The organism is Streptomyces sp. NPDC001156 (assembly GCF_053598275.1).
The window spans coordinates 77857-103210 of sequence record NZ_JBSFJX010000008.1; the positions used below are offsets into that span (position 1 = coordinate 77857).

At 71.2% G+C, this 25354-nt stretch carries 21 protein-coding genes; 16 read left to right on the top strand and 5 right to left on the bottom strand.

The window, feature by feature from the left end; translation table 11 throughout:
- The first annotated feature begins 52 nt into the window (after positions 1-52).
- From hmgA to ACWDA7_RS06915, 3 genes are read left to right on the top strand one after another with little or no spacing between them, the layout of a single operon-like run.
- Entirely contained in the window at positions 53-1393 is a 1341-nt protein-coding gene (gene hmgA / locus ACWDA7_RS06905; protein WP_450603133.1) for a homogentisate 1,2-dioxygenase, read from the top strand.
- A 26-nt stretch (positions 1394-1419) separates the two neighbouring features.
- Positions 1420-2169 (top strand): GntR family transcriptional regulator, encoded by a 750-nt coding sequence (locus ACWDA7_RS06910; RefSeq protein WP_450603134.1) that lies wholly within the window; start codon positions 1420-1422, stop codon positions 2167-2169.
- A gap of 12 nt (positions 2170-2181) precedes the next feature.
- Positions 2182-3357: a type ISP restriction/modification enzyme gene (locus ACWDA7_RS06915; RefSeq protein WP_450603135.1), complete on the top strand. Its 1176-nt coding sequence runs from the start codon at positions 2182-2184 to the stop codon at positions 3355-3357.
- On the opposite strand, the gene ACWDA7_RS06920 is transcribed toward ACWDA7_RS06915, so the two are convergent.
- A complete protein-coding gene (locus ACWDA7_RS06920; RefSeq protein ID WP_450603136.1) occupies positions 3354-4067 on the bottom strand; it encodes a TetR/AcrR family transcriptional regulator C-terminal domain-containing protein in 714 nt (237 codons plus the stop codon). The genes ACWDA7_RS06915 and ACWDA7_RS06920 overlap by 4 nt on opposite strands.
- A 63-nt stretch (positions 4068-4130) precedes the next feature.
- On the opposite strand from ACWDA7_RS06920, the gene ACWDA7_RS06925 reads away from it, so the two are divergent.
- From ACWDA7_RS06925 to ACWDA7_RS06935, 3 genes are read left to right on the top strand one after another with little or no spacing between them, the layout of a single operon-like run.
- Positions 4131-5087: an ATP-binding cassette domain-containing protein gene (locus tag ACWDA7_RS06925; RefSeq protein ID WP_450603137.1), complete on the top strand. Its 957-nt coding sequence runs from the start codon at positions 4131-4133 to the stop codon at positions 5085-5087.
- Positions 5084-5887, top strand: a complete 804-nt coding sequence (locus ACWDA7_RS06930) for an ABC transporter permease (RefSeq protein ID WP_450603138.1) — start codon at positions 5084-5086, stop codon at positions 5885-5887. Before ACWDA7_RS06925 ends, ACWDA7_RS06930 begins: the two co-directional genes overlap by 4 nt.
- A 32-nt stretch (positions 5888-5919) precedes the next feature.
- Positions 5920-7128, top strand: a complete 1209-nt coding sequence (locus ACWDA7_RS06935; RefSeq protein WP_450603139.1) for a CaiB/BaiF CoA transferase family protein — start codon at positions 5920-5922, stop codon at positions 7126-7128.
- 54 nt (positions 7129-7182) lie between these two features.
- On the opposite strand, the gene ACWDA7_RS06940 is transcribed toward ACWDA7_RS06935, so the two are convergent.
- From ACWDA7_RS06940 to ACWDA7_RS06950, 3 genes are all read right to left on the bottom strand, one after another.
- A complete protein-coding gene (locus ACWDA7_RS06940) occupies positions 7183-7452 on the bottom strand; it encodes a hypothetical protein (RefSeq protein ID WP_432926009.1) in 270 nt (89 codons plus the stop codon).
- Positions 7453-7567: 115 nt separating this feature from the next.
- Positions 7568-8392 (bottom strand): anti-sigma factor, encoded by an 825-nt coding sequence (locus ACWDA7_RS06945; protein ID WP_450603140.1) that lies wholly within the window; start codon positions 8390-8392, stop codon positions 7568-7570.
- A complete protein-coding gene (locus ACWDA7_RS06950) occupies positions 8389-8931 on the bottom strand; it encodes a sigma-70 family RNA polymerase sigma factor (protein ID WP_450603182.1) in 543 nt (180 codons plus the stop codon). The genes ACWDA7_RS06945 and ACWDA7_RS06950 overlap by 4 nt, the downstream gene beginning before the upstream one ends.
- Positions 8932-9137: 206 nt before the next feature.
- On the opposite strand from ACWDA7_RS06950, the gene ACWDA7_RS06955 reads away from it, so the two are divergent.
- From ACWDA7_RS06955 to ACWDA7_RS06970, 4 genes are all read left to right on the top strand, one after another.
- Positions 9138-10661, top strand: a complete 1524-nt coding sequence (locus ACWDA7_RS06955) for a DUF4331 domain-containing protein (RefSeq protein ID WP_450603141.1) — start codon at positions 9138-9140, stop codon at positions 10659-10661.
- 140 nt (positions 10662-10801) lie between these two features.
- On the top strand, positions 10802-12775 hold the full coding sequence (locus ACWDA7_RS06960) for a tetratricopeptide repeat protein (protein ID WP_450603142.1): 1974 nt from the start codon (positions 10802-10804) through the stop codon (positions 12773-12775).
- Positions 12772-14343 carry a HoxN/HupN/NixA family nickel/cobalt transporter gene (locus ACWDA7_RS06965; RefSeq protein ID WP_450603143.1) on the top strand — a complete coding sequence of 524 codons (1572 nt, stop codon included), beginning with the start codon at positions 12772-12774 and terminating at the stop codon, positions 14341-14343. The genes ACWDA7_RS06960 and ACWDA7_RS06965 overlap by 4 nt, the downstream gene beginning before the upstream one ends.
- A 63-nt stretch (positions 14344-14406) precedes the next feature.
- The gene (locus tag ACWDA7_RS06970) at positions 14407-16005 is read left to right on the top strand and encodes a serine/threonine-protein kinase (RefSeq protein WP_450603144.1); all 1599 of its coding nucleotides are present in this window, start codon (positions 14407-14409) and stop codon (positions 16003-16005) included.
- Positions 16006-16008: 3 nt separating this feature from the next.
- Here the strand turns inward: ACWDA7_RS06970 and ACWDA7_RS06975 are convergent, their stop codons facing one another.
- Complete coding sequence (locus ACWDA7_RS06975; RefSeq protein ID WP_450603145.1) at positions 16009-16815, bottom strand: SGNH/GDSL hydrolase family protein; 807 nt, start codon at positions 16813-16815, stop codon at positions 16009-16011.
- Between the two features lie 269 nt (positions 16816-17084).
- Between ACWDA7_RS06975 and ACWDA7_RS06980 the strand changes: the two genes are divergently transcribed.
- The 6 genes from ACWDA7_RS06980 (at position 17085) to ACWDA7_RS07005 (ending at position 25354) form a co-directional block, all read left to right on the top strand.
- Complete coding sequence (locus ACWDA7_RS06980; protein ID WP_450603146.1) at positions 17085-17507, top strand: hypothetical protein; 423 nt, start codon at positions 17085-17087, stop codon at positions 17505-17507.
- Between the two features lie 4 nt (positions 17508-17511).
- Positions 17512-18606 carry a GNAT family N-acetyltransferase gene (locus ACWDA7_RS06985; RefSeq protein ID WP_450603147.1) on the top strand — a complete coding sequence of 365 codons (1095 nt, stop codon included), beginning with the start codon at positions 17512-17514 and terminating at the stop codon, positions 18604-18606.
- Positions 18607-18971: 365 nt separating this feature from the next.
- Entirely contained in the window at positions 18972-19790 is an 819-nt protein-coding gene (locus tag ACWDA7_RS06990; RefSeq protein WP_359391694.1) for a glycosyltransferase family 2 protein, read from the top strand.
- Complete coding sequence (locus tag ACWDA7_RS06995) at positions 19787-20782, top strand: glycosyltransferase family 2 protein (RefSeq protein WP_450603148.1); 996 nt, start codon at positions 19787-19789, stop codon at positions 20780-20782. Before ACWDA7_RS06990 ends, ACWDA7_RS06995 begins: the two co-directional genes overlap by 4 nt.
- A complete protein-coding gene (locus ACWDA7_RS07000; RefSeq protein ID WP_450603149.1) occupies positions 20779-21579 on the top strand; it encodes a polysaccharide deacetylase family protein in 801 nt (266 codons plus the stop codon). Before ACWDA7_RS06995 ends, ACWDA7_RS07000 begins: the two co-directional genes overlap by 4 nt.
- Positions 21572-25354: a lipopolysaccharide biosynthesis protein gene (locus ACWDA7_RS07005; RefSeq protein ID WP_450603150.1), complete on the top strand. Its 3783-nt coding sequence runs from the start codon at positions 21572-21574 to the stop codon at positions 25352-25354. The genes ACWDA7_RS07000 and ACWDA7_RS07005 overlap by 8 nt, the downstream gene beginning before the upstream one ends.

The following is a 25354-nucleotide window of genomic DNA, read 5'->3' on the forward strand; positions in this document are numbered from 1 at the left end:
AAGGACCCGAATCCTACGGTGATACATAGGAATCAGCGACAAGGGAGCCGTGATGAACGGGGACGCGAGGAAGATCGCGGAGGGACTGACCTATCTCTCCGGTTTCGGCAACGAGCACAGCTCGGAGGCGCTCCCGGGTGCGCTGCCCGAGGGCCACAACTCGCCGCAGCGCGCGCCACTGGGGCTGTACGCGGAGCAGCTGAGCGGTACCGCGTTCACCGAGCCGAGGGCCCACAACCGGCGCTCGTGGCTGTATCGCATCCGCCCTTCGGCCGCCCACCCCACCTTCACCCGCACCGACAACGGCGCGATCCGGTCGGCCCCCTTCACCGAGACGGTGCCCGACCCCAACCGGCTGCGCTGGAATCCGCTGCCCGAACCTCCGGCCGGGACCGACTTCCTTCAGGGACTGTGGACCCTGGGCGGCAACGGCGACGCCACCCAGCGCACCGGCATGGCCGTGCACCTGTACCACGCCAACGCCTCCATGGACCGTGTCTTCAGCAATGCGGACGGCGAGCTGCTGATCGTCCCGGAGCGTGGCGGCCTGCTGCTGCACACGGAGTTCGGCATGCTCCGCGTGGAACCCGCGGAGGTGGCGCTCATCCCGCGCGGTGTCCGCTTCCGCGTGGAACTGCTGGACGCCGCGCCCGACGGCGGGCAGAGCCCGGCCGTACGCGGTTACGTCTGCGAGAACTACGGTGCCCCCTTCCGCCTCCCCGATCTCGGCCCGATCGGCGCCAACGGGCTGGCGAACGCCCGGGACTTCCGGGCGCCGGTCGCCGCTTACGAGGACGTCGAGGGCCCGGTGGAGGTGGTGAACAAGTTCTGCGGCAACCTCTGGACGGCGACGTACGACCACTCGCCGCTCGACGTCGTCGCCTGGCACGGGAACCATGTGCCGTACGTCTATGACCTTCGGCGTTTCAATGTGATCGGCACCATCAGCTACGACCACCCGGATCCGTCGATCTTCACGGTGCTCACATCGCCGAGCGACACCCCGGGACTCGCGGGCGTCGACTTCGTGGTCTTCGCGCCGCGCTGGCTGGTCGGCGAGGACACCTTCCGGCCGCCGTACTTCCATCGGAACGTGATGAGCGAGTACATGGGCCTCGTCGAAGGTGCCTACGACGCCAAGGCGGAGGGCTTCGTGCCGGGCGGTGGTTCGCTGCACAACATGATGTCGGCGCACGGCCCCGACCAGGAGACGTTCGACCGGGCCAGTGCGGCCGAGCTGGCGCCCCAGAAGATCGACGACGGGCTGGCGTTCATGTTCGAGACCCGCTGGCCGCTGACCCTGACGCCGCACGCCGCACACGCCGAACACCTGCAGCGCGGCTACGACGGGGTGTGGCAGGGCCTCCAGCGCCACTTCCGCCCGTTGCACTGAGCGCCGACGACCGGTACGGATAGCCCGTGACCTCCTTCGCCCCGGATTCGATCGTCCTGAACCGCAAGCTGCCGCTCTGGTATCAGGTGTCGCAGTCGTTGCGCGCCTCGATACTCGGCCGCTCGGCGCAGGATCCGCTGCGCCTGCCCACCGAGGAGCAGTTGGCGGGGCACTACGGGGTGAGCGTGCTGACCATGCGCCAGGCGCTCAAGGAGCTGGAGGTCGAGGGGCTGATCACCCGCCACCGCCGACGCGGCACGTTCATCGAGCCGAGCGCGCAACGGGGTGCCCCGGTGCGGCTGCTGGGCTCGGTGGACGCGATCGTGGCCCAGCAGTCCGGTATGACGACCGAGCTGCTGGACCACGGCAGAAAGCCGGTGCCCGCCGAACTCGCCGAGCACTTCCCGGATCTCGCCGAGGTGGCGACGTACCACCGGCTGCGCAGCGACGAGAAGAGCGGTGAGCCGACCAACCACGCCCGCAACTACGTCCGCCCCGAACTGGCCGAGCGCATCGACCACGCGGACCTGGTGCGGTGGCCGATGACCAAGGTGCTGCGGGACGTGGTCGGCGCGGACATCAGTCGCATCACGGACACCGTGGAGGCACGGCTGGCCGACCCGGAGACGGCCCGACTGCTCGAAGTGCCGCTGCTCAGCCCGATCCTGCACTACACAGGCGTCACGTACGACGCCGGGGGACAGCCGCTCGATGTGGCGGTGATCCACTACCGGGGCGACCGCTTCTCCTTCACGGTCACCCTCGAGGCCACCTGAGCACGTCGTACGATGCCCAGCGTGACGCACGACGACGCTCCGCTGCTCGCGGACCTCATGCCGTGGTCCGTCGCACCCCTGCGGCCGGGCCGCGCCTGGCCGGCGGCACCCGACGCGGCCTCGCTCAAGGCACGCTGGGACGCCTTCACGAAGGCCGAAGGGCCGGACCGGGAGGCGCTGTTCGAGCCGACACGTTCACGCACGCCGTACTCCGCGGTCGGACAGCTTCCGGGCCGGTCCGGCGGCACGGAGAAGCTGATGCGCGCCTCGGGCCCCTGCCCGGAGCCCGTACGCGTGCTGTGCGCCCCGTTCGACGAGCAGTGGCTGATCCCCGACCACCGGCTGATCGACGTGGCGCGGCCGGAGTTGTGGCGTGTCGCGGACGAGCAGCAGGTCTTCACGGTGGAGACGGCCCCGGCGCCCGACTCCCCCGGCCCCCTGCTGCTGGCCTCCTCGTTGCTTCCCCTACTGCGCGCCGGACGCATCCGCCCGCTGTACCGCCGCCCCGGCGGTGCCGAACCCAATCTGGCACCGGGCCTGCTGGAGCATCTGACCGCCAGGCTGGGCCTGTCCCCAGCACCCGTCGACGTCCTCGCCTGGAGCGTGGCGGCGGTACGCCCGGGGCCCGACGGCCTGGCCGTCCCGCTCACCGAGGACCCCGCGCTCTGGACCCACGGCGTCGAACTGGGCCACCGCATGCTCTGGCTGATGCGGCGCGACGGCGAACGCCCCAAACTCCCCGGCGGGCGCCGCCCCTACGTCCGGGCACCGCTGCCCGCACGCCCCCTCGCGCTCCACTACGACCGTGACGAGGAGACCCTCCGCCTCGACGAGGGCCGTATCTCCCCGGTGCCCCCGGAGGCCTGGGACTTCGAGGTGAGCGGAGTCCGCGTCCTGGAGCAGTGGTTCACCGCGAGGACCGCGGGGGCCGCACCCGGCACCCTGGAGGCGATCCGCTCGGCGACGTGGCCCCAGACCTGGACGTCGGAGCTCCTGGAGCTGATCACGGTCCTGGCGCTCCTCGCGGAACTGCGTCCGCAGTGGGCGGAGTTGGAGGTGACCGCCGCTCTCACGGCAGCCGAACTGCGCACGGCGGGGGTACTGCCGGTGACAGCGGCGGCACGGCGCCCGGCCTCGGTGCTCGACCACCACGAGGAAGGCCCCGAGGGTCAGTTCGCGCTGATCTAGCCCTTGGGCGCGAACCCCTCGAGCATCCGACCGAGCGTGCGCTCGAAGGCCGCCTCCAGATCGACCGGGCCCGGAGCCTCGGAGAAGGCGGCGGCGATTCTCGGGTAGGCGCCCGTGGCGATCCGGCTCCCGAGGTAGGCCGTCCGAGCCGCGTTCTCCTGCTCCTCCGACCAGGGCAGGGACCGGGCACGCTCGGCAGTGGCCAGTTCGTTGGCGACGTACATGGTCACCACGCTGTTGAGCATCGCGATGAGCTCCATCTTCGTGCCGGCGGGCGCCTCCAGCGGGTCGAGGCAGGCCAGGCAGTGCTCGACATAGCGCAGGGCGTTCGGGCTGAAGCCGTAGATCCCCGACATCAGGCGCGGCAGCCAGGGGTGGCGGCGCATGAGGTCGCGGGTCTGGTGGGCGACCCGGAGCATGTCGGCACGCCAGTCACCGGAGGGCTCCCACAGCTCGTGTTCACCGCTGACGGCGTCGACCATCAGCTCGTACAGATCCTCCTTGCGGGGAACGTAGTTGTACAGCGACATGGTGCCGCAGCCCAGCTCGGCCGCCACATGCCGCATCGAGACCGCGTCCAGCCCCCCGGCGTCGGCGATCCGCACCGCGGCCGCCGCGATGTCGGCTCGGCGGTAGGCCGGTCTCGGCCCCCGGCCCGCACGCTCGGGACGCGACCAGATCACTTCGGGTTCGGCCGCTCGGCCCGCCATCGGTCATCACCTCGGCCTCCATCCTAGTTACGTACACCGTACGTAGTGCGCTATGGTCCCGCCATGACTACTACGTACGCTGTACTTAGTGAGGGGCTGGAGAAGCGGTTCGGGACCGTCCATGCCGTCCGGGGGCTGGATCTGGCGGTGGCTCGGGGCACGGTCTGCGGGCTGCTCGGGCCGAACGGCGCGGGCAAGACCACGGCCGTACGGCTGCTCACCACGCTGCTGCGGCCGGACGCCGGCTCGGCGCGGATCGCGGGCCACGATCTGGTGCGTGAGCCCGAGGCCGTGCGCCGCGGGATCGGTGTCACCGGGCAGTACGCATCGGTCGACGGCGACCTGACCGGGCGCCAGAACCTGCGGCTGTTCGCACGGCTGCACAGGGTCCGGGACCCGGCGGGACGCGCGGGTGAGCTTCTGGACCGCTTCGGTCTGGCCGAGGCCGCGGACCGGCCCGTGTCCACCTACTCGGGCGGCATGCGGCGCCGTCTGGACCTCGCGGCGAGCCTGATCCGCCGACCCGAGGTGCTGTTCCTGGACGAGCCCACCACCGGGCTCGACCCGGCAAGCCGCAACCGGATCTGGGAGGCCGTGCACGCCCTCAAACAGCAGGGCACCACGGTGCTGCTGACCACGCAGTACCTGGAGGAAGCCGATCGGCTCGCCGACGACATCGCCGTCGTCGACCGGGGCCGGGTCGCCCACACGGGATCGCCGTCCCACCTCAAGGCGCTCATCGGCTCGCACGCGGAGGTCGTCGTCGCCCAGGCGGACGCGCTGGTGAAGGCGGCCGGCGTGCTCGACCGGCTCACCGGCGCCGAACCGACCTTCGACCACGACCGGAACGCCGTCGGTGCGGTCACCACCGACCCCACGCTCACCCTTCCCCGCCTCGTACGCGAACTGGACGCGGTCGGCGTGCCCTTGCTCGACGCGAGCCTGCGTCCCCCGACCCTCGACGAGGTCTTCCTGCGCCTGACCAGCGCCTCTGCGGACAGTGAGGAGCTCGCGGCATGACGACATGGGCGTACGACGGCACGGCGCTGCTCGGCCGTCAGCTCCGGCGGATCCGCAACAATCCGGGGCTCGCGATCCTCACTCAGACGATGCCGATCACCATGCTGCTGTTCTTCGGGTACGTGTTCGGCAGCGCGGTCGCGATGCCCGGCCGGGAGTACCGCAGCTTCCTGGTGCCGGGGCTGCTGGCGGCCACGGCGGCGGGCGGCATCATGACCGGCATGTTCCAGGCCGCCCAGGACTCGCACCGCGGCGTGATGGACCGCTTCCGAACGCTGCCGATCAGCCGGGCGGCCGTACCGCTCGGCCAGGCGGTGGCCGACCTTGTGGTCACCGCCGCGGGGACGGTCCCGTTGCTCCTGGTCGGCCTCGCGGTGGGCTGGCGGATCGAGGGGTCCGTGCCCCAGGCGCTGGGCGCCGTTGCGCTGTTGCTGCTGTTCCGGTTCGCGTGCACCTGGATCGGGATCCACCTGGGGCTGCTCAGCCGGAGCGAGGAGGCCGCCGGGCAGCTCGGCGGCGTCACCTTCGTGCTGCCGCTGCTGTCCAACGCCTACATCCCCACCGGGAACCTGCCTGGCTGGCTGCGCACGCTCGCCGAGTGGAACCCGATCAGCGCGGTGACCACCGCCCTGCGGGAGCTGTTCTCGGGCGGGCAGGCAGGTGCCCACGTCACGGCCGTCCCGGACGGAAGCGCCTGGCCGGTGGCCCACCCGGTGGCCGGGTCCCTTGCCTGGTGCGCGGTGCTGACCACGGTCTTCTGGCCGCTGGCTGTGCGCCGGTACACACGTCAGGAGCGCTGACCGCCTGCTGACAAAGGCGGCGGTCACGGGACATGATCCCCGGCATGGATCCACTTCCGCTGCCCCTGGAGGGCATCACCGTCGTCGCCGTCGAACAGGCCGTGGCCGCGCCCTTCGCCACCCGGCAGCTCGCCGATCTGGGTGCTCGGGTGATCAAGGTCGAGCGGGTCGACGGCGGCGACTTCGCCCGCGACTACGACACCGCCGCCCGGGGGCTCGCCTCGCACTTCGTGTGGTGCAACCGCGGCAAGGAGTCGATCGCACTGGATCTGAAGGATTCGCGGGGCCTTGCCGCGGTACGGAGGCTGATCGCGGGCGCGGACGTCTTCGTGCAGAACCTCGCCCACGGGGCCGCGGCCCGGCTCGGCCTGGACGCGGCCACCCTGTGCGCGGCACACCCGCGGCTGATCGCCGTGGACATCTCGGGCTACGGGGCGTCGGGGCCGTACGCGGACAAGCGTGCCTACGACATGCTCGTCCAGTGCGAGGCGGGCCTGGTGTCGGTCACCGGCACACCGGAGCAGCCGGTCAAGGCGGGTATCCCGGCGGCCGACATCGCGGCCGCCATGTACGCGTTCTCGGGGGTCCTCGCGGCGCTCGTCCGCCGGGGCACGACCGGGCGCGGCGGGCCGGTGGAGATCTCCATGCTGGAGGCGCTCGCCGAGTGGATGGGACATCCACTGCACCATGCGATGCACGGCGGCACTCCCCCGGCGCGCACGGGGCTGGCGCACGCCGTCATCGCCCCGTACGACGCCTATCCCACGGCGGACGGCGGGCGCGTGCTGCTGTCCGTGCAGAACGACCGGGAGTGGCGGCGGCTGGCCGAGCAGGTCATCGAGCGGCCGGAGCTCGGGACCGATCCCGCGTACGCGACGAACGCGGCGCGGGTCGCGCACAGGGAGGCCACGGACGCGCTGGTCGGCAAGGCGCTGGCCCCGCTCGGGGCGGACGAGGCCGTGGCCCGGCTGGAGTCCGCCGGCATCGCGTGCGCACGCCTCAGGGACCTGTGGGACGTCGCGGACCATCCGCAGTTGGCGGCCCGGGAGCGGTGGCGGGAGGTGGGGACGCCGGTCGGGCCGCTGAAAGCACTGCTGCCACCGATCACGCTGCCGGGCGGGAACGAGGCACGAATGGGGAATGTGCCCGCGCTCGGGGAGCACACCGAGACGCTGCTGCGTGCCGTGGGGATGACGGACGACGAGATCGCAGCACTGCGCCGGGACGGTGTGGCCGCCTGAGCGCGGGCCCTTGCCGGGCGCCCGCGTCGCGGGCGCCGTACGGTACGCCGGTGCTCAGCGCCCGCCGAAGAGCGAACGACGCAGCCGGCGCAGCGGCGCGAACAGCGAGACCTTGCTCACCCGCGCACCTCTGCCGGTACGGTCGTGCGCGGGCTCACGCGAGGTCAGTTCGCGCATCAGCGAGGTGGCCTCGGCCGTCTCACGCTGCGGGACGGCGGGGCCGGCCAGCACCGAGAGATGACGGTCGAGGCGCGAACTGGTCGCGCTGCTCCCGCACGTGATGGCAGGGACCCTCGCCCTGCTGCGCACTGTTATCTGATCCATGTCACTCCCCACCCGTACGAGTCCACCCGGCCCGGGCAGAGTAACCCTATCGCTCCCAGGTGGCACTCGTGTATCGCGGTCACAGGATTCACCTTCCCCATAAGGGGGTTGACGACTACTGTCCGAATCCGATGGATTGCAGGGCGAGTTGGACAATTGGCTGGCTGGTGGGCTGCGGTGAGCCTCCGTCGGGCTCGACGGTCACGGCGAGTGACGTCGCCGACCTGTTCAGACCGCTCGCGACCAAGGGCGTGTCGCCGTCGAACAGCCCCAGGGAGCGTGGTTGCTCATGGGGGCGCATCAGCCACAGTTGATGCACACGCCCGCCGGGCGGTGTACCGAGTCCGCGCAGGGTGACGACGGCGCGCCCCTCGGACGCGGAAGCAATCACTCCGATCCCTCGGCCCTGGGCGTCCCGGTCACTGGTCGCACGGGCGTCAGGAGCGGCTAGAACGTGGGCGATCTCACGCGCCTGGGCGCGCTCCGCGTCGAGTTTGTGCTGCGTCTGGGTGGCCTGGACGGCGAAGAGCGCGGCGACGACGAGGGCCGCCGCGGCCGTCGCGGTGGCGAGCGGGGCGAACAGGGGGCGCAGCCGGGGCGCACGGATGCGTGCGGGCGGCGGCGCGGTCCCCCAGACGTGCGGCGGCAGATGCGGCGCTCGGGCACGGGGCACGTCCGCCACGGGCGAGGGGTCCTGGGGGGTGTTCCGCACAGCGGTGAGGACACGGTCGCGCAGTCCGGGCGGGGCCAGGGCCGTCGTCGACCAGGCGAGGCGGACGGCGTCCTCGGACAGGGACCGCACCTCGGCGGCGCAGCGCTCGCAGCCCTGGAGGTGCTTCTCGAACCTCACGCGCTCCGCGGGTTCGAGAGCGTCCAGGGCGTAGGGGGCCGCCAGGGAGTGCAGGTCCTCGCGTGCGAACAGTCGGCCGAGGATGCTCATGCGACTCCTCCCAGGCACTCGCGCAGCCGGGTGAGTCCGTCGCGCATCCGCGTCTTGACCGTGCCGAGCGGCAGCGAGAGCCGCTCGGCCACTTCACGGTAGGTGTAACCGTCGTAGTAGGCGAGCGTCACCGACTGGCGTTGCAGGGCGGTGAGCCGGTCCAGGCAGCGGCGCACCCACTCGCGCTCCAGGCCCGCCTCCACCTCCTCGGCAACCTGGTCGAAGGCCGGGTGGTGGGCGCGCCGGGTCTCGCGCTGCTCGCGTTCACCGGCCGCGCGGGCGCTGCGCACCCGGTCGACGGCGCGGCGGTGCGCGAGGGTGAGTATCCACGACAGGGCGCTGCCCCGGCCGGGGTCGAACCGCGGGGCGGAGCGCCACAGTTCGAGCAGCACCTCCTGGGCCACCTCCTCCGACTGCGCCGGGTCCCGTACGACCCGGCGCACCAGGCCGAACACCGGCCCCGACACCAGTCCGTACAGGTCCTCGAACGCCTTCTGGTCACCTCCGGCCACCAGCACCAGAAGCTCGTCCGCCTCCACCCGTACCCCCCTCACCGCCGCCGTGCCCGGCATGCTCACTCCACTGTGACATTCGCTGCGCTCACGCCTTCGGATGGGATACGGATCAGCAGGGGGAAAACGCGGGTCGAGCAGGCACGAAAAGATTCTTCAGGATCGACCAATCCGCCTCGGCGGCAGCTCCGAATCCCAGTGCGTCAGGCAAGTTGGCACTGAGGACGGACGGCATGACACCTATCTCCAGGAGCGCGGGGCGCAGGAGCGTCGCGACCCTCATCTGTGGTGCGCTGGCCGCCGGGGGGCTCGCAGCCGCCGGCGTGACCGCGCTGGAACCGGGGGCGGCGTCCGCCTCCTCCCACCGGGAGGCCCCGCTGATCTCGGGGCAACCGCAGTACGACAACACGGATCTGTACGCGTTCGTGAGCCCCGACAAGCCGGACACGACGACCATCGTCGCGAACTTCGTCCCGTTCGAGGAGCCGGCGGGCGGACCCAACTTCTACACCTTCGCGGACGACGCCCAGTACGACATCCACATCGACAACAACGGTGACGCCCAGGGCGAACTGCTCTTCCGCTACACGTTCAAGACCCGTACGAAGAAGAAGAACACCTTCCTGTACAACACGGGTCCGGTCACCAGCCTGGACGACCCCGACCTGAACGTCACCCAGACCTACGACATCGACCTGCTCAAGCTGCACAACCAGAAGCTGGTCTCACGCACCAAGATCGCGGACGATGTGCCGGTCGCGCCGTCCAACGTGGGCAAGGCGTCGATGCCGGACTACGGCACGCTGCGCGACCAGGCCGTGCACAAACTCACCAGCGGTGCAACGACGTTCGCCGGGCAGGCGGACGACCCGTTCTTCGCGGACCTTCGCGTCTTCGACCTGCTGTACGGCGGGAACCTCTCCGAGGTCGGCAACGACACACTCAAGGGCTACAACGTCAACTCCCTGGCGCTGCAAGTGCCGAACGACTACATCCGCGAGTCGGCGAAGCAGCCGATCGTCGGCATCTGGTCGACCGTCCAGCGCAAGGACGCACACGGCGACTGGACGCAGGTCTCGCGGCTCGGCAACCCTCTCGTCAACGAGGTCGTCAACCCGCAGAAGGACAAGGACAAGTTCAACGCGTCCGCGCCCTGGAACGACGGGCAGTTCCTGAAGAACGTGACCACCCCGGAGCTGCCGAAGCTCATCGAGGCGATCTACAAGATCAAGGCGCTGGCCGAGCCGCGCAACGACCTGGTGGACGTCTTCCTGAAGGGCGTCAAGGGCCTCAACCAGCCACCGCAGGTGCGAGCGGCCGAGGAGTTGCGGCTCAACACCTCGATCAAACCCACCGCGAGCCCAAAGCGGCTCGGTGTGCTCGACGGCGACAACGCCGGCTTCCCGAACGGGCGCAGGCTCACCGACGACGTGATCGACGAGGCGCTCCAGGTGGTGGAGGGCGAACTGGTCGGCGCCAAGAACGACCTGGGCGACGCGGTCGACGCGAACGACATGAAGTTCGGGCACTCCTTCCCGTATCTGGCCGAGCCGACCTCGGGTTCGCGCGGTCCGCTGGCAAAGGGCACCGGCAACAGCGTGCGCAACCAGCTGGGTGACGGGCTGTTGGCGACCGGCTCCAGCGGCCCGGACACCGCGCTGATCGCGAGCTCCGCCGCGGCGGGTGTGGCGGGCGTGCTGCTGATCGGCACCGCCGTGATGTGGTGGCGCCGGCGTACCCGCTACCGGGCGTACTGAGCCGCCCGTCCGACGGGCGGCCCTCCGGTCCCCGTCCCCTCGAACGGCGCGGCCCGTACCCCTCCCATCCCCCACGGCGCGGGCCGCGCCATTCCATCCGCGACAACGACCGTTTCCGCCCGGAAGACTGAGGAGAGGGCATGTCCCCGCGTACGAATGACAGCGCGCCGGAGAGCGGGCACGGCGACCGGCCGCAGGCCGAGCCGACAGGGCCGACGCTCCGCGCGGCGGAGACCGGGCCCAAGGAAAGCACCACAGGCGCCGGGACGGCCGGCGAACGAACCGGCGCCGCGGCGCAGCCTCCGACAGACGACGCCCGCACCGGCAAGGGGCACATCATGGACGGACAGCGGGAGCCGGCCGGCCCGGCCACGGCCCCGGAGTCGACCGGCCAGGGACCTGGCGCAACGGCCCCTGCCCCGGAGACGACCGGCACACTCACCGGCCCCGCGGCCTCCGCCCGGCCTGCCCCCGGCCCCGAGGGGACAGGCCAGGGAGCCGGCCCAACGGCCCCTGCCCCGGAGACGACCGGCACACCCACTGGACCCGCGATCTCCGCCCGATCCGCCCCCAGCCCCAAGCCGATCGGACAGGACGCCGGCCCAACGGCCCCCGCCTCGGAGACGACCGGCACACCCACTGGACCCGCGATCTCCGCTCGGCCTGGCCCCGACCCCGGCCCCAGGGCGACGGGCCAGGAAGCCGGCGCAACGGCCCCCGCCGCCGCCCCGCCCGGCGGCTCCGACGAACGGGTCGTCGCGCTGCGGCGGTTCTCCGCCTCGGGGCGGCGTTGGCGAGCCGCACAGCTCGGGCTCTGTGCCGCCTCGCTGGCCGTCGCGCTCACCGCCGGCGCCGTGGTCGTCGGTGCGGTGCGGGACGGTGGCGGTGCGGCCCCGGTTGCCTCCTCGCCGGGCGGCATCTCGCCCGAACTGCTCGTCAGTGGTGACCTGGACCCGAGCATCCGCGCGCTGCAGGCCCATCTCCGGGCCCAGCCACGGGACCACGGCAGTTGGGCGACCCTCGGACTCGCGTATGTGGAACAGGCCCGCACCAAGGGCGACCCGTCCCGCTACCCACAGGCCCAGCGCGCCCTCGACCGGTCGCTGAGGCTCCGCCCGGACAACGACGCCGCGCTCGCCGGCCGGGCCGCCCTCGCCGCGGCCCGCCATGACTTCACCGGTGCCCTGACGTACGCGGACCTGGCCCTGAAGCAGAACCCGTACAGCGAGCGCGCCCTGTCCTCCCGCATCGACGCCCTCGTGGAACTCGGCCGCTACCCCGAGGCCGCGAAGGCCGCCGACCTGGCCGATTCCCGCCGGCCCGGCGTCCCCGTCTTCACCCGCTACGCCTACGTCCACGAACTGCGCGGAGACGTGAAGACCGCCCGGCGGGTCCTGGAGCAGGCCCTCGGCACGGCCACCACGCGCGGCGACATCGCGTACGTGGCCACCGCGCTCGGCCAACTCGCCTGGAACCAGGGCGACTACAAGACGGCCCTCGACCAGTACGCGCGGGCCCTCGCCGCCGACGACTCGTATCTCCCGGCTCTGGAGGGCCGCGCCCGGGCGCAGGCCGCCCAGGGCGACACCGCGGATGCGATCCGCGCCATGGAGCAGGTCGTCGACCGCTACCCGCTGCCCCAACCCCTGGTGGAGCTGGGCGAGTTGTACGAGGTCCGGGGCAAGGAGGGCGATCGGGCCAAGGCCCGTGACCAATACGCCCTCGTGGACGCCTGGGTGGCGCTCGCTCGCGCCAACGGCGTCGACGCCGACCTCGACACGGCTCTGGCCGCCGCCGACCACGGCGACCGCAAGGCCGCGCTGAAGGCCGCCCGGGACGAATGGGCGCGCCGCCACACCGTGCACACCGCCGACGCCCTCGCCTGGGCCCTGCACGTCAACGGCCATGACCAGGAGGCCCTTCCCTATGCCCGGCGGGCCACGGCCACCGGTTACCGCAACGCGGCCTTCCTCTATCACCGCGGCATGATCGAGCGCGCCACGGGTCACCGGGACCAGGCCCGCGCCTCGCTCACCGCGGCACTGAGGCTCAACGCCGGTTTCTCGCCACTGGGTGCGCGTGAGGCCCGTAAAGCGCTGGAGGCGATGAAGTGAAGCTCCGTCGCGCCGTCGCCTCCGGCACGGCGGTCCTCACCGCCGCCTGCGCACTCCTGCTGGCCCCCGCCGGCTCCGCGAGCGCCCACCCGCTCGGCAACTTCACCGTCAACCGCTACGACGGCCTGATCGCCGCTCCGGGACACCTGCGTGTCGACCATGTCGAGGACCTCGCGGAGATCCCGGCCACGCAGGCCAAGCCCGACATCGAGAAGCTCGGCCTGACGGAGTGGGCCCGGCAGCGGTGCGCGCGGGCCGCCGACGGCAGCAGGCTCACCGTGGGCGGGCGCACGGCGCCACTCACCGTCGGCACGAGCCACGCCGAACTGCGACCCGGTCAGGCGGGCCTGCACACTCTGCGCGTGGAGTGCCGGCTGACGGCGCCGCTGCCCAAGGGGGACACCGTCCTCCTCGGCTTCCACAGTGCGGGCGCGAGCACCGGAGCCGGCTGGCGGGAGATCACCGCCCGGGGCGACCGTATGACGCTGATCGCGTCGGACGTGCCGAAGACCTCCGTCTCCCGCGAACTGACCAGCTACCCCAAGGAGCTTCTCTCCTCACCGGCCGACACCGTCAAGGCGTCGCTGCGGGTGCACCCCGGTGGTCCCGCCCTGGCCGACAAGCTGCGGGACGGACCGGCTGCCTCCGTGCTGCCGCGCGGCGCCGACCGCTGGACGCAGGCTCTCGACAACCTGGTCGCCCGGCACCACCTGACCCTCGGCTTCGCGGCGCTGGCCCTGGTCATCGCGATCGGGCTCGGCGCGATGCACGCGCTCGCTCCGGGACACGGCAAGACCCTGATGGCCGCGACAGCGGCGGCCCGCGGCGGCCGGGCGAAGCTCAAGGACGTGCTGCCCCTGGCCGCTTCGGTGACGGTGACCCACACCCTGGGCGTCGTCGCCCTCGGCCTCCTGGTCACGGCCGGGTCGGCGGCGACACCGTCCGTGATCGCGTGGCTGGGCCTGGCGAGCGGGGTCCTGGTCACCCTGGCGGGCGCCTCGCTCGTACGCCGGGCGTGGCGCAACCGTGGCCATGGACACAGCCACGGGACCGCGCACGGGCACGGCCCTGCGCACAGCCATGCGGACCATGCGCACGACGACGCCCCCTCCCACGCCGGTCACGGCCACGCACACGACCACGACCACGCACACGACCACGCACATGGCCACGGCCACGGCGTCCCCCACACCCATGGCGGCGCCACCCACACCCATCCCACCGCCCCGACCCTTCGCGGCACGATCCTGCTCGGCTTCGCCGGCGGGCTCGTGCCCAGCCCCTCCGCCGTGGTGGTCCTGGTCGGCGCCGCCGCGCTCGGCCAGGCCTGGTTCGGTCTCCTCCTCGTCGTCGCCTACGGAGTCGGGCTCGCCCTGACGCTGACCGCGGCCGGGTTCGCCGTGGTCAAGCTCGGCAGCGGGATGAACCGGGTACTCGACCGGCGCCCGCGCTGGACCGCGGGCCCGGCGGCGCTGGTCCGCAGGACGGCACCCCTGGGATCCGCCTTCGTCGTCGTGGCCCTCGGCGCAGGACTGGTGTTCAGGGGGGCGGCATCCGCACTCGGTTGAGCTACTTTTGGGGAGAAATCGCGCGCAGTGGATACATCACGCGGATGCGAATGGGGGGCGCCCGTGTCCGAAGAACCCGGCCATGAACGTGTGATCGCGGGCCGTTACCGTCTTCTGTCCGCCCTTGGCCAGGGCGGCATGGGGACCGTGTGGCGGGCCCATGACGAGCTACTGCACCGGGAGGTGGCCGTCAAGGAGGTGCGTGCCCCGGCCGGGCTTCCCGCGGCCGAGGTCGAGCGCATGTACACCCGGCTGGAACGCGAGGCGTGGGCGGCGGCACGGGTGGCCAACCGGAACGTCGTCACGGTCTACGACGTGGCCCACGAGGACGGCCGCCCCTGGATCGTGATGGAGCTGATCCGCGGCATAGCCCTGTCGGACCTGCTGGACGCGGAAGGGCCGATCTCCCCTCAACGGGCCGCGCACATCGGCGCCGAGGTGCTGACCGCCCTGCGCGCGGCGCACGGGGCCGGGGTGCTGCACCGCGACGTCAAGCCGGGCAACGTCCTGCTGGCGAACGACGGGCGGGTGGTGCTCACCGACTTCGGCATCGCCACGGTCGAGGGCAGCTCCGCGCTCACCATGACGGGCGAGGTGATCGGCTCACCCGAGTTCCTCGCGCCGGAGCGCGCGCTCGGTCGCACTCCGGGACCCGAGTCCGATCTGTGGTCGCTCGGCGTGCTTCTTTACGCGGCGGTCGAGGGCAACTCCCCGTTCCGGCAGAACACTCCGCTCAACACGCTGCGCGCGGTGGTCGACGAGGAGTTGCCGGCGCCGCGGCGGGCCGGTCCGCTGGCCCCGGTGATCGAGGGGCTGCTGCGCAAGGATCCGGCGGAGCGGATCCCGGCCGACCGGGCCGAGCAGGACCTCCGGCTCATCGGCGCGGGCGGCACCCCGCGCACGGGCACCGCGGCGTACACGCCGACGGTCGCGGCGTTCCCGGCCGGCCCGCCGACTCCTCCGCAGCCCACGCCGTTCACCACCGCCGTGTCCCGGCCCGGTCACCCGGCGACTCCCGAGCCGCCGCAGCGCAGCCGGCGTGCGGCGGTGGTGCTGGTCGCGGGCCTCGCCACGCTCGCGCTGGCCCTGGCCGGGCTGACGTACGCCCTGGTGAACCGCGACGACACCGGGGGCGGCAGTGCGAGCGGCGTGGCCACGCACAGCGCCGGCGCCGGAGCCGGCGGATCGCCTTCCGCCAATTCCGAGCAGAGCACCACGGCCGGCGCCACGCCCAGCAGCGGGTCCACTTCCGGCAGCGGGGACGAGGGAGGCTCCACGCCGATCCGGCAGTCGGTCCGGGTGACGGTGACCGGGACGCACACCGAGTACCACGGGAGCTGTCCGCCGCCGGATGCCCAGGCGCCCACGTTCACCGCCACGTTCACGGTGGGCAGTGTGCCGGTGGACGTGTCCTACCGCTGGGTCACCAGGACCGGGCAGGTGTCGGACCCGGGGTGGAAGACCCTGTCGTTCCCGGCGGGCGGTGGCAGGACCGCACAGCGGCAGGTCGTCGTCTCCACGTACGACGCCGGGGGTTCGGTGCAGAACGAGATCGGTGTGGAGGTGCGCAGCCCGCTCCACGTCACCTCGAACTCCGTGCCCTTCACCGTCACCTGCGAGACGGAGACCCCGTCGGACGGGGCCTCCCCCTCGAGTTCGTGACCGTCAGGCCGCACCGGCCAGCACCGGCAGATAGCCGCCGGACTGGCCGGCCGCGGTCGGGTGGTAGGACTCGCCGATGTTCAGCCAGCTGACGCTGTGCAGCCAGGAGCTTGCGGAGCAGATCTCATGGCCGCTGAACGTGGTGCGCACGTCGCCGAAGGTGAAGCCGTGGTCGGCGGCTCGCTTGGCGATCGCGGCGTCGATGTAGTCGGCGGCCCCGTTTATCGCGGACCGCTTGGTCCCGGACAGTCCGAGGCAGAAGGTGCCGAGCTTGTAGAAGCGGGGGTAACCCAGCACGACCACGCGGGCTGAGGGGGCCTTGGCGGTGATCGCCGAGTAGACCTTGTCGAGTCGACCGGGCAGGGTCGAGTCGACGTACGCCTTGGCCGTCGCGATCCGCGACAGGCAGGCGCTGTCGGACTGGAGCACACAGGTCGTCATGACGTCTGCGAAGCCTGCGTCGTTGCCGCCGATGGTGATCGAGACGAGACCGGTCGACGCGGTGAGCGTGCCGAGCTGATTGTTGAGCACATCGGTCGTACGGGCGCCCGAGCAGGCCATGAAGCTGAACGAGGAGGGGGCGTGGGCGGCCTGCCAGAGGTACGGGTAGGCCTTCGTGCTGCGGTCGCAGTCGCCGCTGGAGCTGATGTAGCTGCCGGCGCCGACACCTGAGGAGTACGAGTCTCCGAGGGCCACATAGCCGGTGGCCGCCGCGAGAGGGGACGCCTGTGCCGCGGCCGCCCCGGTGAGAGCGAAGCCGACGGCCAGGAGGAGTGACGTCACGTACGCCGCAAGTCGGGAACGTCTCATGGAACCTCCCTTTAGCAGGATGTCTGCCACAACCGTCGTAGCAGCTACGCGAGTTGACTGGAAGTGTCCATGCCAAGACCGTTTGGGCACACTCTCGTACCACCGGTCGAGGTTCGAACGACTGCTCCCAGGAGGTCACCGCTCCAAGGGGGAACACATATTTGGACCAGGCCAAGAACCCGCGCACGGCCCGTCCCCGCCTTGACGACCCCTCTACGCTTTGCGACATTGAAGCCCGGCATCCGGCGCATCGGGGGGCAAAGTCGCCAATGCAGACCTTACGTATCAAGCCACCTTCATCGGGCAAGCACGGGCAGTCGGGACGGGATCCGGGGAGGAATCTGTTCCCGCTGCTCGCGGGCGCGGCCGTCGCGGTCGCGGTGGTCGGAGCGATCCTCGCGCTCAGCGACGCCGACTCTCCGCTGCGCGGCCCGTTCACCCTGTTCTTCCTGCTCGCCGCACCGGCAACGGCCGTCGGCACCGCTCTGCGGGGGCTCGAACCCGTGCCCCGCACAGTGGTGTCCGTCGCGGGAGCGATCGCGACCGACCTGCTGATCGCCCAAGGCATGTTGGCGATGCACTGGTGGTCGGTCCGCCTCGGGATCGTCGCGGTGACCGTGATCAGCCTGCTGGCACTCCTGCTGGTAGTGGTACGACGACAGCTCCGCCGCACGGCGAGAAACCAGGGTTGAAGACATGGACATCAGCGTGTGCCGCCCCGGCGAACTCACGGCCGCCGACCGGGCGGTGTGGAGCGCTTTGCAGTCGAAGGCCTGGCTGAACGGGTCGCCCGAACTGGCGAACCCGTTCCTCTCCCCCGAGTTCACGCTCGCGGTGGGACGGACGAGACGCGACGTACGGATCGCGGTCGTGCACGAGGACGGTGAGCCGGCCGCGTTCTTCCCGTACCAGAGAACCAGCACCGGTGTCGGACGCGCCGTCGGCCTCGGCCTCTCGGACTGCCAGGGCATGGTGCACCGGCCCGGCTTCATCTGCGACGCGCAGGAGCTGCTGCGGGCCTGCGATCTCGCCATCTGGGAATTCGACCACCTGGTGGAAGGCCAGGCGCCGTTCGAGGCGGGAGCCTCCGGCACGTTCCCCTCTCCGGTTATGGACCTCGACCAGGGCTACGACGTCTATATGCGCCGGCTGCGCACCACATCACCGGTGTTCACCCGCAGGACGATGACCAAGGAGCGCAAGCTCGGACGCGACGCCGCCCAGGTGCACTACGTCCATGACGAACGCGATCCGGCGGTTCTGCGCACGCTGCTCGGCTGGAAGTCCGCCCAGTACCGACGGACCGGACGCAGCGACCGCTTCGCGCACGACTGGATCAACCAGTTGGTGCACCAGCTCTTCCACACCCGTTCGGAGTCGTTCGCGGGGATCCTCTCCGTGCTCTACGCGGAGGGCCGGCCCATCGCCGCGCACTTCGGACTGCGCACCGAACGGGTGCTGTCCTGCTGGTTTCCGGCGTACGACCCTGCATTCGGAAAGTACTCGCCCGGGCTGATCCTTTTTCTGCGGATGGCCGAGGCGGCCGCCGCCGACGGAATCGCCTATCTGGATCTGGGGCGGGGCCAGAAGGGATTCAAGGACTCCCTGAAGACACGCGAGCTGTCCGTGTCCGAAGGGTGGGTGACTCGTCGTCACCCGGTCGCGATCGGGCACAGGGCGCACCGCGCCCCAGTCCGGGCGCTGCGCAATACGGTGCTGTCACGGCCGGAGCTCTTCGGGCCGGCCGACCGGCTCCTCAAACGGATGGGGAAAATCCGTTCGGGGGGTTGACTTTATGGCCATACCGACGAAATAGGCGGACATGTTCCAGATCTTGCCATAAAGTCGTAATCGTCAACACCGTCTTACACCTACCCGCATCGGTCCATCATCCAGCCGTCCAGGGGAGGGCTTGAGTACCGCGATGGTTCCGTCGCGGGGCGCGGTAGGGGCGTGACGTACTCGGCGATCTCGGTCGTACGAGTCGTGCCGCGCGACTGGCTGCCTTTTGCGGCAGTCGGCTAGCTTTGCCAGCTCACCCGGCGTGCCCGGAGATCCATTTCGGCATTCCGTAAGTGAGAAACCCCCCTTTCGAACCGGATAAACAGCCGGACCATCCAGGGGCGGACGGTCCACCGGACGAGAGGGACACCATCATGAGTTCTGTTCTGCGCCCCGCAGTTTCGGACCAAGATCCGTTAACTCAGGGAAAGTACCGCCCCATCTCCTCACACCTGGCCATTGCGCCGCCGGTGAGCGTGGTGATCCCCGCCCTGAATGAGGCGGAGAATCTCCCCTACGTTTTCAAGACCCTTCCGGACTGGATCCACGAAGTGGTTCTGGTCGACGGCAACTCCACCGACAACACCGTCGAGGTCGCACGTGATCTGCGGCCGGACGTCAAGGTCGTGGGGCAGCGGGGCAAGGGCAAGGGCGACGCCCTGATCACCGGGTTCGAGGCCTGCACCGGCGACATCATCGTCATGGTCGACGCGGACGGCTCGGCCGACGGCCAAGAGATCGTCAGCTATGTCTCCGCGCTGGTGTCCGGCGCCGACTTCGCGAAGGGCTCGCGGTTCGCGAACGGCGGCGGCACCTCGGACATGACACCGATCCGCAAGCTGGGCAACCGGGTGCTGTGCGCGGTCGTCAACGCCAAGTTCGGCGCCCGCTACACCGACCTCTGCTACGGATACAACGCGTTCTGGCGGCACTGCCTCGACAAGATCGAGCTGGACTGCACGGGCTTCGAGGTCGAGACCCTGATGAACATCCGGGTGGTCAAGGCAGGGCTGAAGGTCCAGGAGATTCCCAGCCACGAGTACCTGCGCATCCACGGATCGAGCAATCTGCGCGCGGTACGCGACGGATTGCGGGTGCTGAAGGTCATCCTCCAGGAGCGCTCCAACCGCCGCTCACTGCGTCGCCGCCCGCGCGCCGTGGCACTCAACTCGGATCAAGGAGAGGCGTCGTGAACAATCCGGATATCTCCGTGGTGATATGCGTCTACACCGAGGACCGTTGGGAGGACATCCTCGCGGCGGTCGCCTCGGTGCGGACGCAGTCCCGGCCGGCTCTCGAGACGCTGCTGGTCGTGGACCACAACGAGACCCTCCTGGAACGGCTGACCAATGAGTACAAGGAGGTCGAGGAGGTCCGCGTGCTCGCCAACGCGGGCCCCCGCGGCCTGTCCGCGGGCCGCAACACCGGAATCGCCACCTCGCACGGTGAGATCGTCGCCTTCCTCGACGACGACGCCGTAGCCGAGCGCGACTGGCTGAAGCACTTCGCCGAAGGGTACGAGGACCCGCGGGTGATGGCCGTCGGCGGCCGCACGATGCCCATCTGGGCGTCCGGCCGCCGTCCGGCCTGGTTCCCGGAGGAGTTCGACTGGGTGGTGGGCTGCACCTACAGGGGCCTGCCGCCCGGACGGGTCCGGGTGCGCAACGTCCTCGGCGGCAACGCCTCCTTTCGGCGCAGCGCGTTCGCAGCGGCGGGCGGCTTCGCCACGGGTATCGGGCGCGACGGCGACAAGCGCCCGCTGGGCTGCGAGGAGACGGAGCTGTGCATCCGCCTCACCCGGGCCAGGCCCGACGCGATCCTGCTGATCGACGACCGCGCGGTGATCCACCACCGGGTGCCCGAACCGCGCGAGCACTTCGCCTACTTCCGCACCCGCACCTACGCGGAGGGCCTCTCCAAGGCACTCGTGGCCCGCAGCGTCGGCTCCGGCAAGGGCCTTGAGTCGGAGCGCCGCTACGCCACCCGGGTGCTGCCCGCCGGGGTGGCCCGTGGACTGCGCGACGCCCTGCTGGCCCGCCCCGGCGGCGCGGGCCGGGCGGGCGCGATCGTCGCCGGGGTGCTCACGGCCGCCGGGGGCTACGTCCTCGGCAGTGTCCGGGCGCGCAGGGGCGGCACCACCTTCTCGGTGGTGGACATCGCGGACCAAGAGGGGGACACCGTATGAACGACCAGGCCGTACCGATCCTCATGTACCACTCGGTCGCCACCGCACCGAACGACGCGACGCGGGCCCTGTCGGTGGCGCCCGAGGCGTTCGTGGAGCAGATGGCCCAGCTCGCGGACCTGGGATTCACCCCGGTCACCACCGCCGACCTGGCGCGCAGCTGGCGGCGCGGCGGTCCGCTGCCCGAGCGGCCCGTCCTCATCACCTTCGACGACGGCTACGAGGGCGTGCACGGGCACGCCCTGCCCGTGCTCGCCAAGCACGGCTTCGCCGCCACGCTGTTCGTCTCCACCGGCTGGATCCGGGGCGCCCACGACACCGGCGGCGGCCTGGACACCATGCTCGACTGGGACCAGGTCCGCGAACTGGCGGCCGCCGGGGTCGAGATCGGCGGGCACAGCCACACGCATCCGGAGATGGACCAGCTCGCCGACGACCCTCTCCGGTTCGAACTGCTGCGCTGCGCGGAGATCATCACCGGCGAACTGGGCACGCGCCCCGTGTCGTTCGCCTACCCCTACGGCTACTCGAGCCGCCGGGTGCGCCGCGCGGTGCGGGAGACGGGGTACCGCCAGTCGCTCGCGGTCGGCAACACCCTGGCGCGCCGCCGCCAGGGCCCGTACGCGCTGCAACGCGTCACCGTGCGCCGCAGCACCGGCGCCGACGAGTTCGAACGGCTCGTCCAGGGCCGTGCGATCGCCCGCAACTTCGCCAGGGACCGCATCCTGACCAAGGGGTACGCCGCGGTCCGACGAGCGCGACAGGTTCGCCGGAAGGCCGTCTTTTCCCGTGTCTGACACGACGACAGCCCAGATCGCTCAGTCCACGACCGCGTCGCCCGAGCGGTCCGGACGCCGCCTGCGGCTTCGCGGACGTGGCGGAGGCGGCGGCAGCCAGTTGTTCCGCAACGCCTACGCGCTGATGCTCAACACCGGTATCTCCGCGGTGCTCGGCCTCGGCTACTGGCTCGTGGCGGCCCACTACTACTCCGATTCCGCGGTCGGCCAGGGCTCGGCAGCGATCGCGGCGATGAAGTTCCTCGCGGGGCTCACCGCGGTCACTCTCACCGGCGCGCTGGCGCGCTTCATCCCGGTCTCGGGGCGGAGCACCCGGCGTCTGATCCTGCGTACGTATGTGGGCAGCTCGGTCGTCGTGGCCTGCGCCGCGAGCGTCTTCCTGCTGACCCTGCACGTCTGGGGGCCCTCGTACCGCTTTCTGCACGGGACCGTCAACGGACTCGGCTTCGTCCTCGCCGTCGTGGCCTGGAACCTGCTCACCCTCCAGGAGGGTGTGCTGACCGGTCTGCGCAGCGCGCCCTGGGTCCCGGTGGGCAACACCGTCTTCTCCGTGGTGAAGCTCGGGCTGCTCGTGGCGTTCGCCGTGGCCATCCCGACGACCGGCGTCTTCGTATCCTGGGTCGCGGCCATCGCCACGTCCGTCGTCCCGCTCGGCTGGCTGGTGTTCCGGCGCCTGGTGCCCCGGCACGCCAAGGCGACCGCGGCGCACACCGACCCCCCGTCGCCGAAGGAGATCGGGCGGTTCCTGGCCGGCGACTACACCGGCTCACTGTTCTCGCTCGCGGTCGTCTACCTCGTCCCGGTGATCGTGGCCTCACAGGTCAGTGCGGCGGACAACGCGTACTTCTACGTCACGACCGCCATCGGCGGCACCATCAACCTGCTCGCCATCAACATGGGCGCCTCGCTCACCGTCGAGGGCTCGCACGACCCGGTGCGGCTCGCCGCCAACACCCGGGCCGCGCTCAAGCGCATAGCCGGCATCCTGTTGCCGGTGTGCGGGGTGCTGTTCATCGGCGCACCCTTCATCCTGCACGTCTTCGGCGCGGGGTACGCCCAGGCGGCGACTCCGCTGCTGCGCTGGTTCGCGGTCGGCGCGGCGCTGCGGGTGGTCATGGAGACGTACTTCGCGGTGCTGCGCGCCCAGAGTCGCACCTCGGGACTGGCCTATCTCCAGGGCCTGCTGTGCGTCCTGGTGCTCGGGCTGACCCTCCTGCTGCTCCCCCGTATGGGGCTGACCGGCGCGGGTGTCGCGGAGATCTCCAGCCTGGCGGTGATCGTGGCGATCGCGGCGCCGAAGCTGTACAAGATCCTGCGCGCGTCCCCGGCGGACACCCCGCCCGAGGACGCGGCACCGGACGGTGACCTCGCCGACCTGGGGGCGCGCGAAGTCCCCGCGCCGAGGAGCGGGCCGTCCTGGGCGAAGAACCTGGACCCCGACACCCTCGCGCTCGGCATCCATGTCGACTTCGACCATGGGGAACGGCGGCCGGACGTGCGCCCCGGCCCGGGCACCCCGCCCACCGGGATCCCAGCGGTGTCCGGTGGGCACGACCGACCGGCCTCGGCGCTGCGGCTCCCGGCACCCGACGGTCAGGTGGACCAGCGCACCGAGCCGGAGGTTCCCCCGGTCGAGCGAGACCGGGGCCGGGAGGCGGACGAGTCCTTCCTTGTCCCGGCGCGAGAAGCCACGGACGACGCACCGCTCACGGACGACCCGCTCTCCTCCGGTTCTCCCGGCGGCGCCCACCGGTTCCGCCCGACCCGGGCCGGGCTTCTGCTGGGCTGCCTGCTCGCCTGCGCGCTGCTGCTGTACTGGGTGCCCGCGCTGAGGCTGGACGACGCCGCCCTGGAGCGGATGGATGGTCTGGGCCTTGTCTCGGTCCTGCCGCTGCCGACCCTGGCCGGGGCCGCGCTGCTGGTCGTGGTCTTCGCCGCGCTGCTGCGGCGCGAGCGCGAGTCCAGGGTTCTGCTGCTGGCCACGCTGCTGGCCACAGTCGTATCGCTGCACGCGCTGCCCGCGGTGATCGAGACCGAACCGCGGTTCCCGACGGCCTGGCAGCACCTCGGCTTCCTCGACTACATCGACCGGACCGGGTCGGCCGTGCCCGACCTGGACGCGCGCTGGAGCTGGCCCGGCTTCTTCGCGGCGACCGCGTTCGTCGCGAAGGCCTGCGGCGTCACCGACCTCACCGAGGTCATCCGCTGGTGGCCGCTCGCCATCCAGCTCCTGTATCTGGCGCCGATGTTCCTGCTGGTCCGCTCACTGCGAGCGAGCTGGCGGGCCAAGTGGTCCGGAATCTGGATCTTCGTGCTCAGTGGCTGGGTCGGCCAGGACTACTTCTCCCCGCAGGGATTCACCTATCTGCTCTACCTGGTCTTCGTGGCCATGCTGCTGGTGTGGTTCCGGGCCCCGCGCGTGCTCTGGACGACGGCACGGCCAGGTGAGGCGGAGGTCGAACCGGCCGGGCGCGGGCAGCGGGCGGCGCTGCTCACGGTGCTCATCGGGCTGTACACGGCGAGCGTCCCGGCCCATCAGCTCACCCCGTTCATGATGCTGGGCGTGCTCACGGCACTCGTCCTGGTGGGCCGCTGCGAACTACGGGGGCTTCCTCTGCTGTTCGCGGTGCTGGTCGCGTTCTGGGTCTGCTTCATGGCCGAGCCGTACTGGTCCGGGCACTTCGACGAACTCTTCGGCGGCGTCGGCGGCCTCGGCAGCAATGTGTCGACCTCCGTATCGGGGCGCATCCAGGGCGGCGACCCGACTCACAAGCTCGTGTTGTACACGCGCGTGATGCTGGCCGGCTTCGTGCTGGCCTTCGCGTGCTGGGGCTGGTGGCGGCGGCGCGCGAACAAGTACCGGGAGCGGTCGCTGCTCGTCCTCGCCTTCGTCCCGTTCCTGGGCTTCGGCATGCAGTCGTACGGCGGCGAGATGGCCCTGCGCGTCTTCATGTTCGCCGTGCCCGGCGCGGCCCTGCTCGCCGGACTCGCCCTCTTCCCGCGCACAGGGGTGACGGCTGCCGAGCGGGCCAAGGACCGAAGGCACCTCGCCCCGGTCGCGGCTCTCCTGACGGGCCTGCTGCTGATGGGCGGTTTCCTGGTGGCGCGCTGGGGCAACGAGCCGTTCGAGCGGGTCCGCGCGGGCGAGGTCGCCGCGATGGACTACGTGTACGCGCACGACGACCCGACCGTACGGCTGCTGTGGCTGAGCAACGACACGTCCGACGACGTCACTCCGGCGATGCCGTGGGGCGCCAGGGACATGGAGAAGGTGCAGTACGTGCCGACGCTCGCGCCGGTCGATCCGGGCCTGGTGGCGGGCCTGGTGAAGGCACTCAAGGACGCGGGCCCGAACTCGTACCTCATGGTCAACGCCAGTCAGGTGGTCTCCCTGCAGATGGGCGCGGGCTACTCGCCGACCTGGCAGTCGCGGCTCATCGCGAACTTGGACGACCGCCAGGAACTGACGAAGGTCCTCGTCAACGACGACGTCACCCTGTACGCGCTGCGCGAGCAGCCCGCGGGCGCGGTGGCGGAGCCGGAACCGGGTCCGATCGGCCCTCGGGTGACCTGGACGCGGTGGTCGGTCGTCGGGGCTCTCGCGGCCCTGGTACTGGTCCCGTTGCTCACGGCGCGGGAGGTCGCGCGGGTCGCGGTGCGGCCCGGTGCGCGGCGAATGCGATGGCTGCGGGCCGGCTTCTGGTTCTCCCTGCCCCTGGTGGCGGTGCTGCTGGCCTCGCTGGTCCAGCGGTTCCTGACCCTGGGCAAGGGCTGA

Excerpts from the sequence above, each read along its gene's own strand:
- hmgA (WP_450603133.1), top strand. The coding sequence starts at position 53 with ATGAACGGGGACGCGAGGAAGATCGCGGAGGGACTGACCTATCTCTCC.
- ACWDA7_RS06915 (WP_450603135.1), top strand. The coding sequence starts at position 2,182 with ATGCCCAGCGTGACGCACGACGACGCTCCGCTGCTCGCGGACCTCATG.
- ACWDA7_RS06920 (WP_450603136.1), bottom strand. The coding sequence starts at position 4,067 with ATGGCGGGCCGAGCGGCCGAACCCGAAGTGATCTGGTCGCGTCCCGAG.
- ACWDA7_RS06925 (WP_450603137.1), top strand. The coding sequence starts at position 4,131 with ATGACTACTACGTACGCTGTACTTAGTGAGGGGCTGGAGAAGCGGTTC.
- ACWDA7_RS06930 (WP_450603138.1), top strand. The coding sequence starts at position 5,084 with ATGACGACATGGGCGTACGACGGCACGGCGCTGCTCGGCCGTCAGCTC.
- ACWDA7_RS06935 (WP_450603139.1), top strand. The coding sequence starts at position 5,920 with ATGATCCCCGGCATGGATCCACTTCCGCTGCCCCTGGAGGGCATCACC.
- ACWDA7_RS06940 (WP_432926009.1), bottom strand. The coding sequence starts at position 7,452 with ATGGATCAGATAACAGTGCGCAGCAGGGCGAGGGTCCCTGCCATCACG.
- ACWDA7_RS06945 (WP_450603140.1), bottom strand. The coding sequence starts at position 8,392 with ATGAGCATCCTCGGCCGACTGTTCGCACGCGAGGACCTGCACTCCCTG.
- ACWDA7_RS06955 (WP_450603141.1), top strand. The coding sequence starts at position 9,138 with ATGACACCTATCTCCAGGAGCGCGGGGCGCAGGAGCGTCGCGACCCTC.
- ACWDA7_RS06960 (WP_450603142.1), top strand. The coding sequence starts at position 10,802 with ATGTCCCCGCGTACGAATGACAGCGCGCCGGAGAGCGGGCACGGCGAC.
- ACWDA7_RS06975 (WP_450603145.1), bottom strand. The coding sequence starts at position 16,815 with ATGAGACGTTCCCGACTTGCGGCGTACGTGACGTCACTCCTCCTGGCC.
- ACWDA7_RS06980 (WP_450603146.1), top strand. The coding sequence starts at position 17,085 with ATGCAGACCTTACGTATCAAGCCACCTTCATCGGGCAAGCACGGGCAG.
- ACWDA7_RS06985 (WP_450603147.1), top strand. The coding sequence starts at position 17,512 with ATGGACATCAGCGTGTGCCGCCCCGGCGAACTCACGGCCGCCGACCGG.
- ACWDA7_RS06990 (WP_359391694.1), top strand. The coding sequence starts at position 18,972 with ATGAGTTCTGTTCTGCGCCCCGCAGTTTCGGACCAAGATCCGTTAACT.
- ACWDA7_RS07000 (WP_450603149.1), top strand. The coding sequence starts at position 20,779 with ATGAACGACCAGGCCGTACCGATCCTCATGTACCACTCGGTCGCCACC.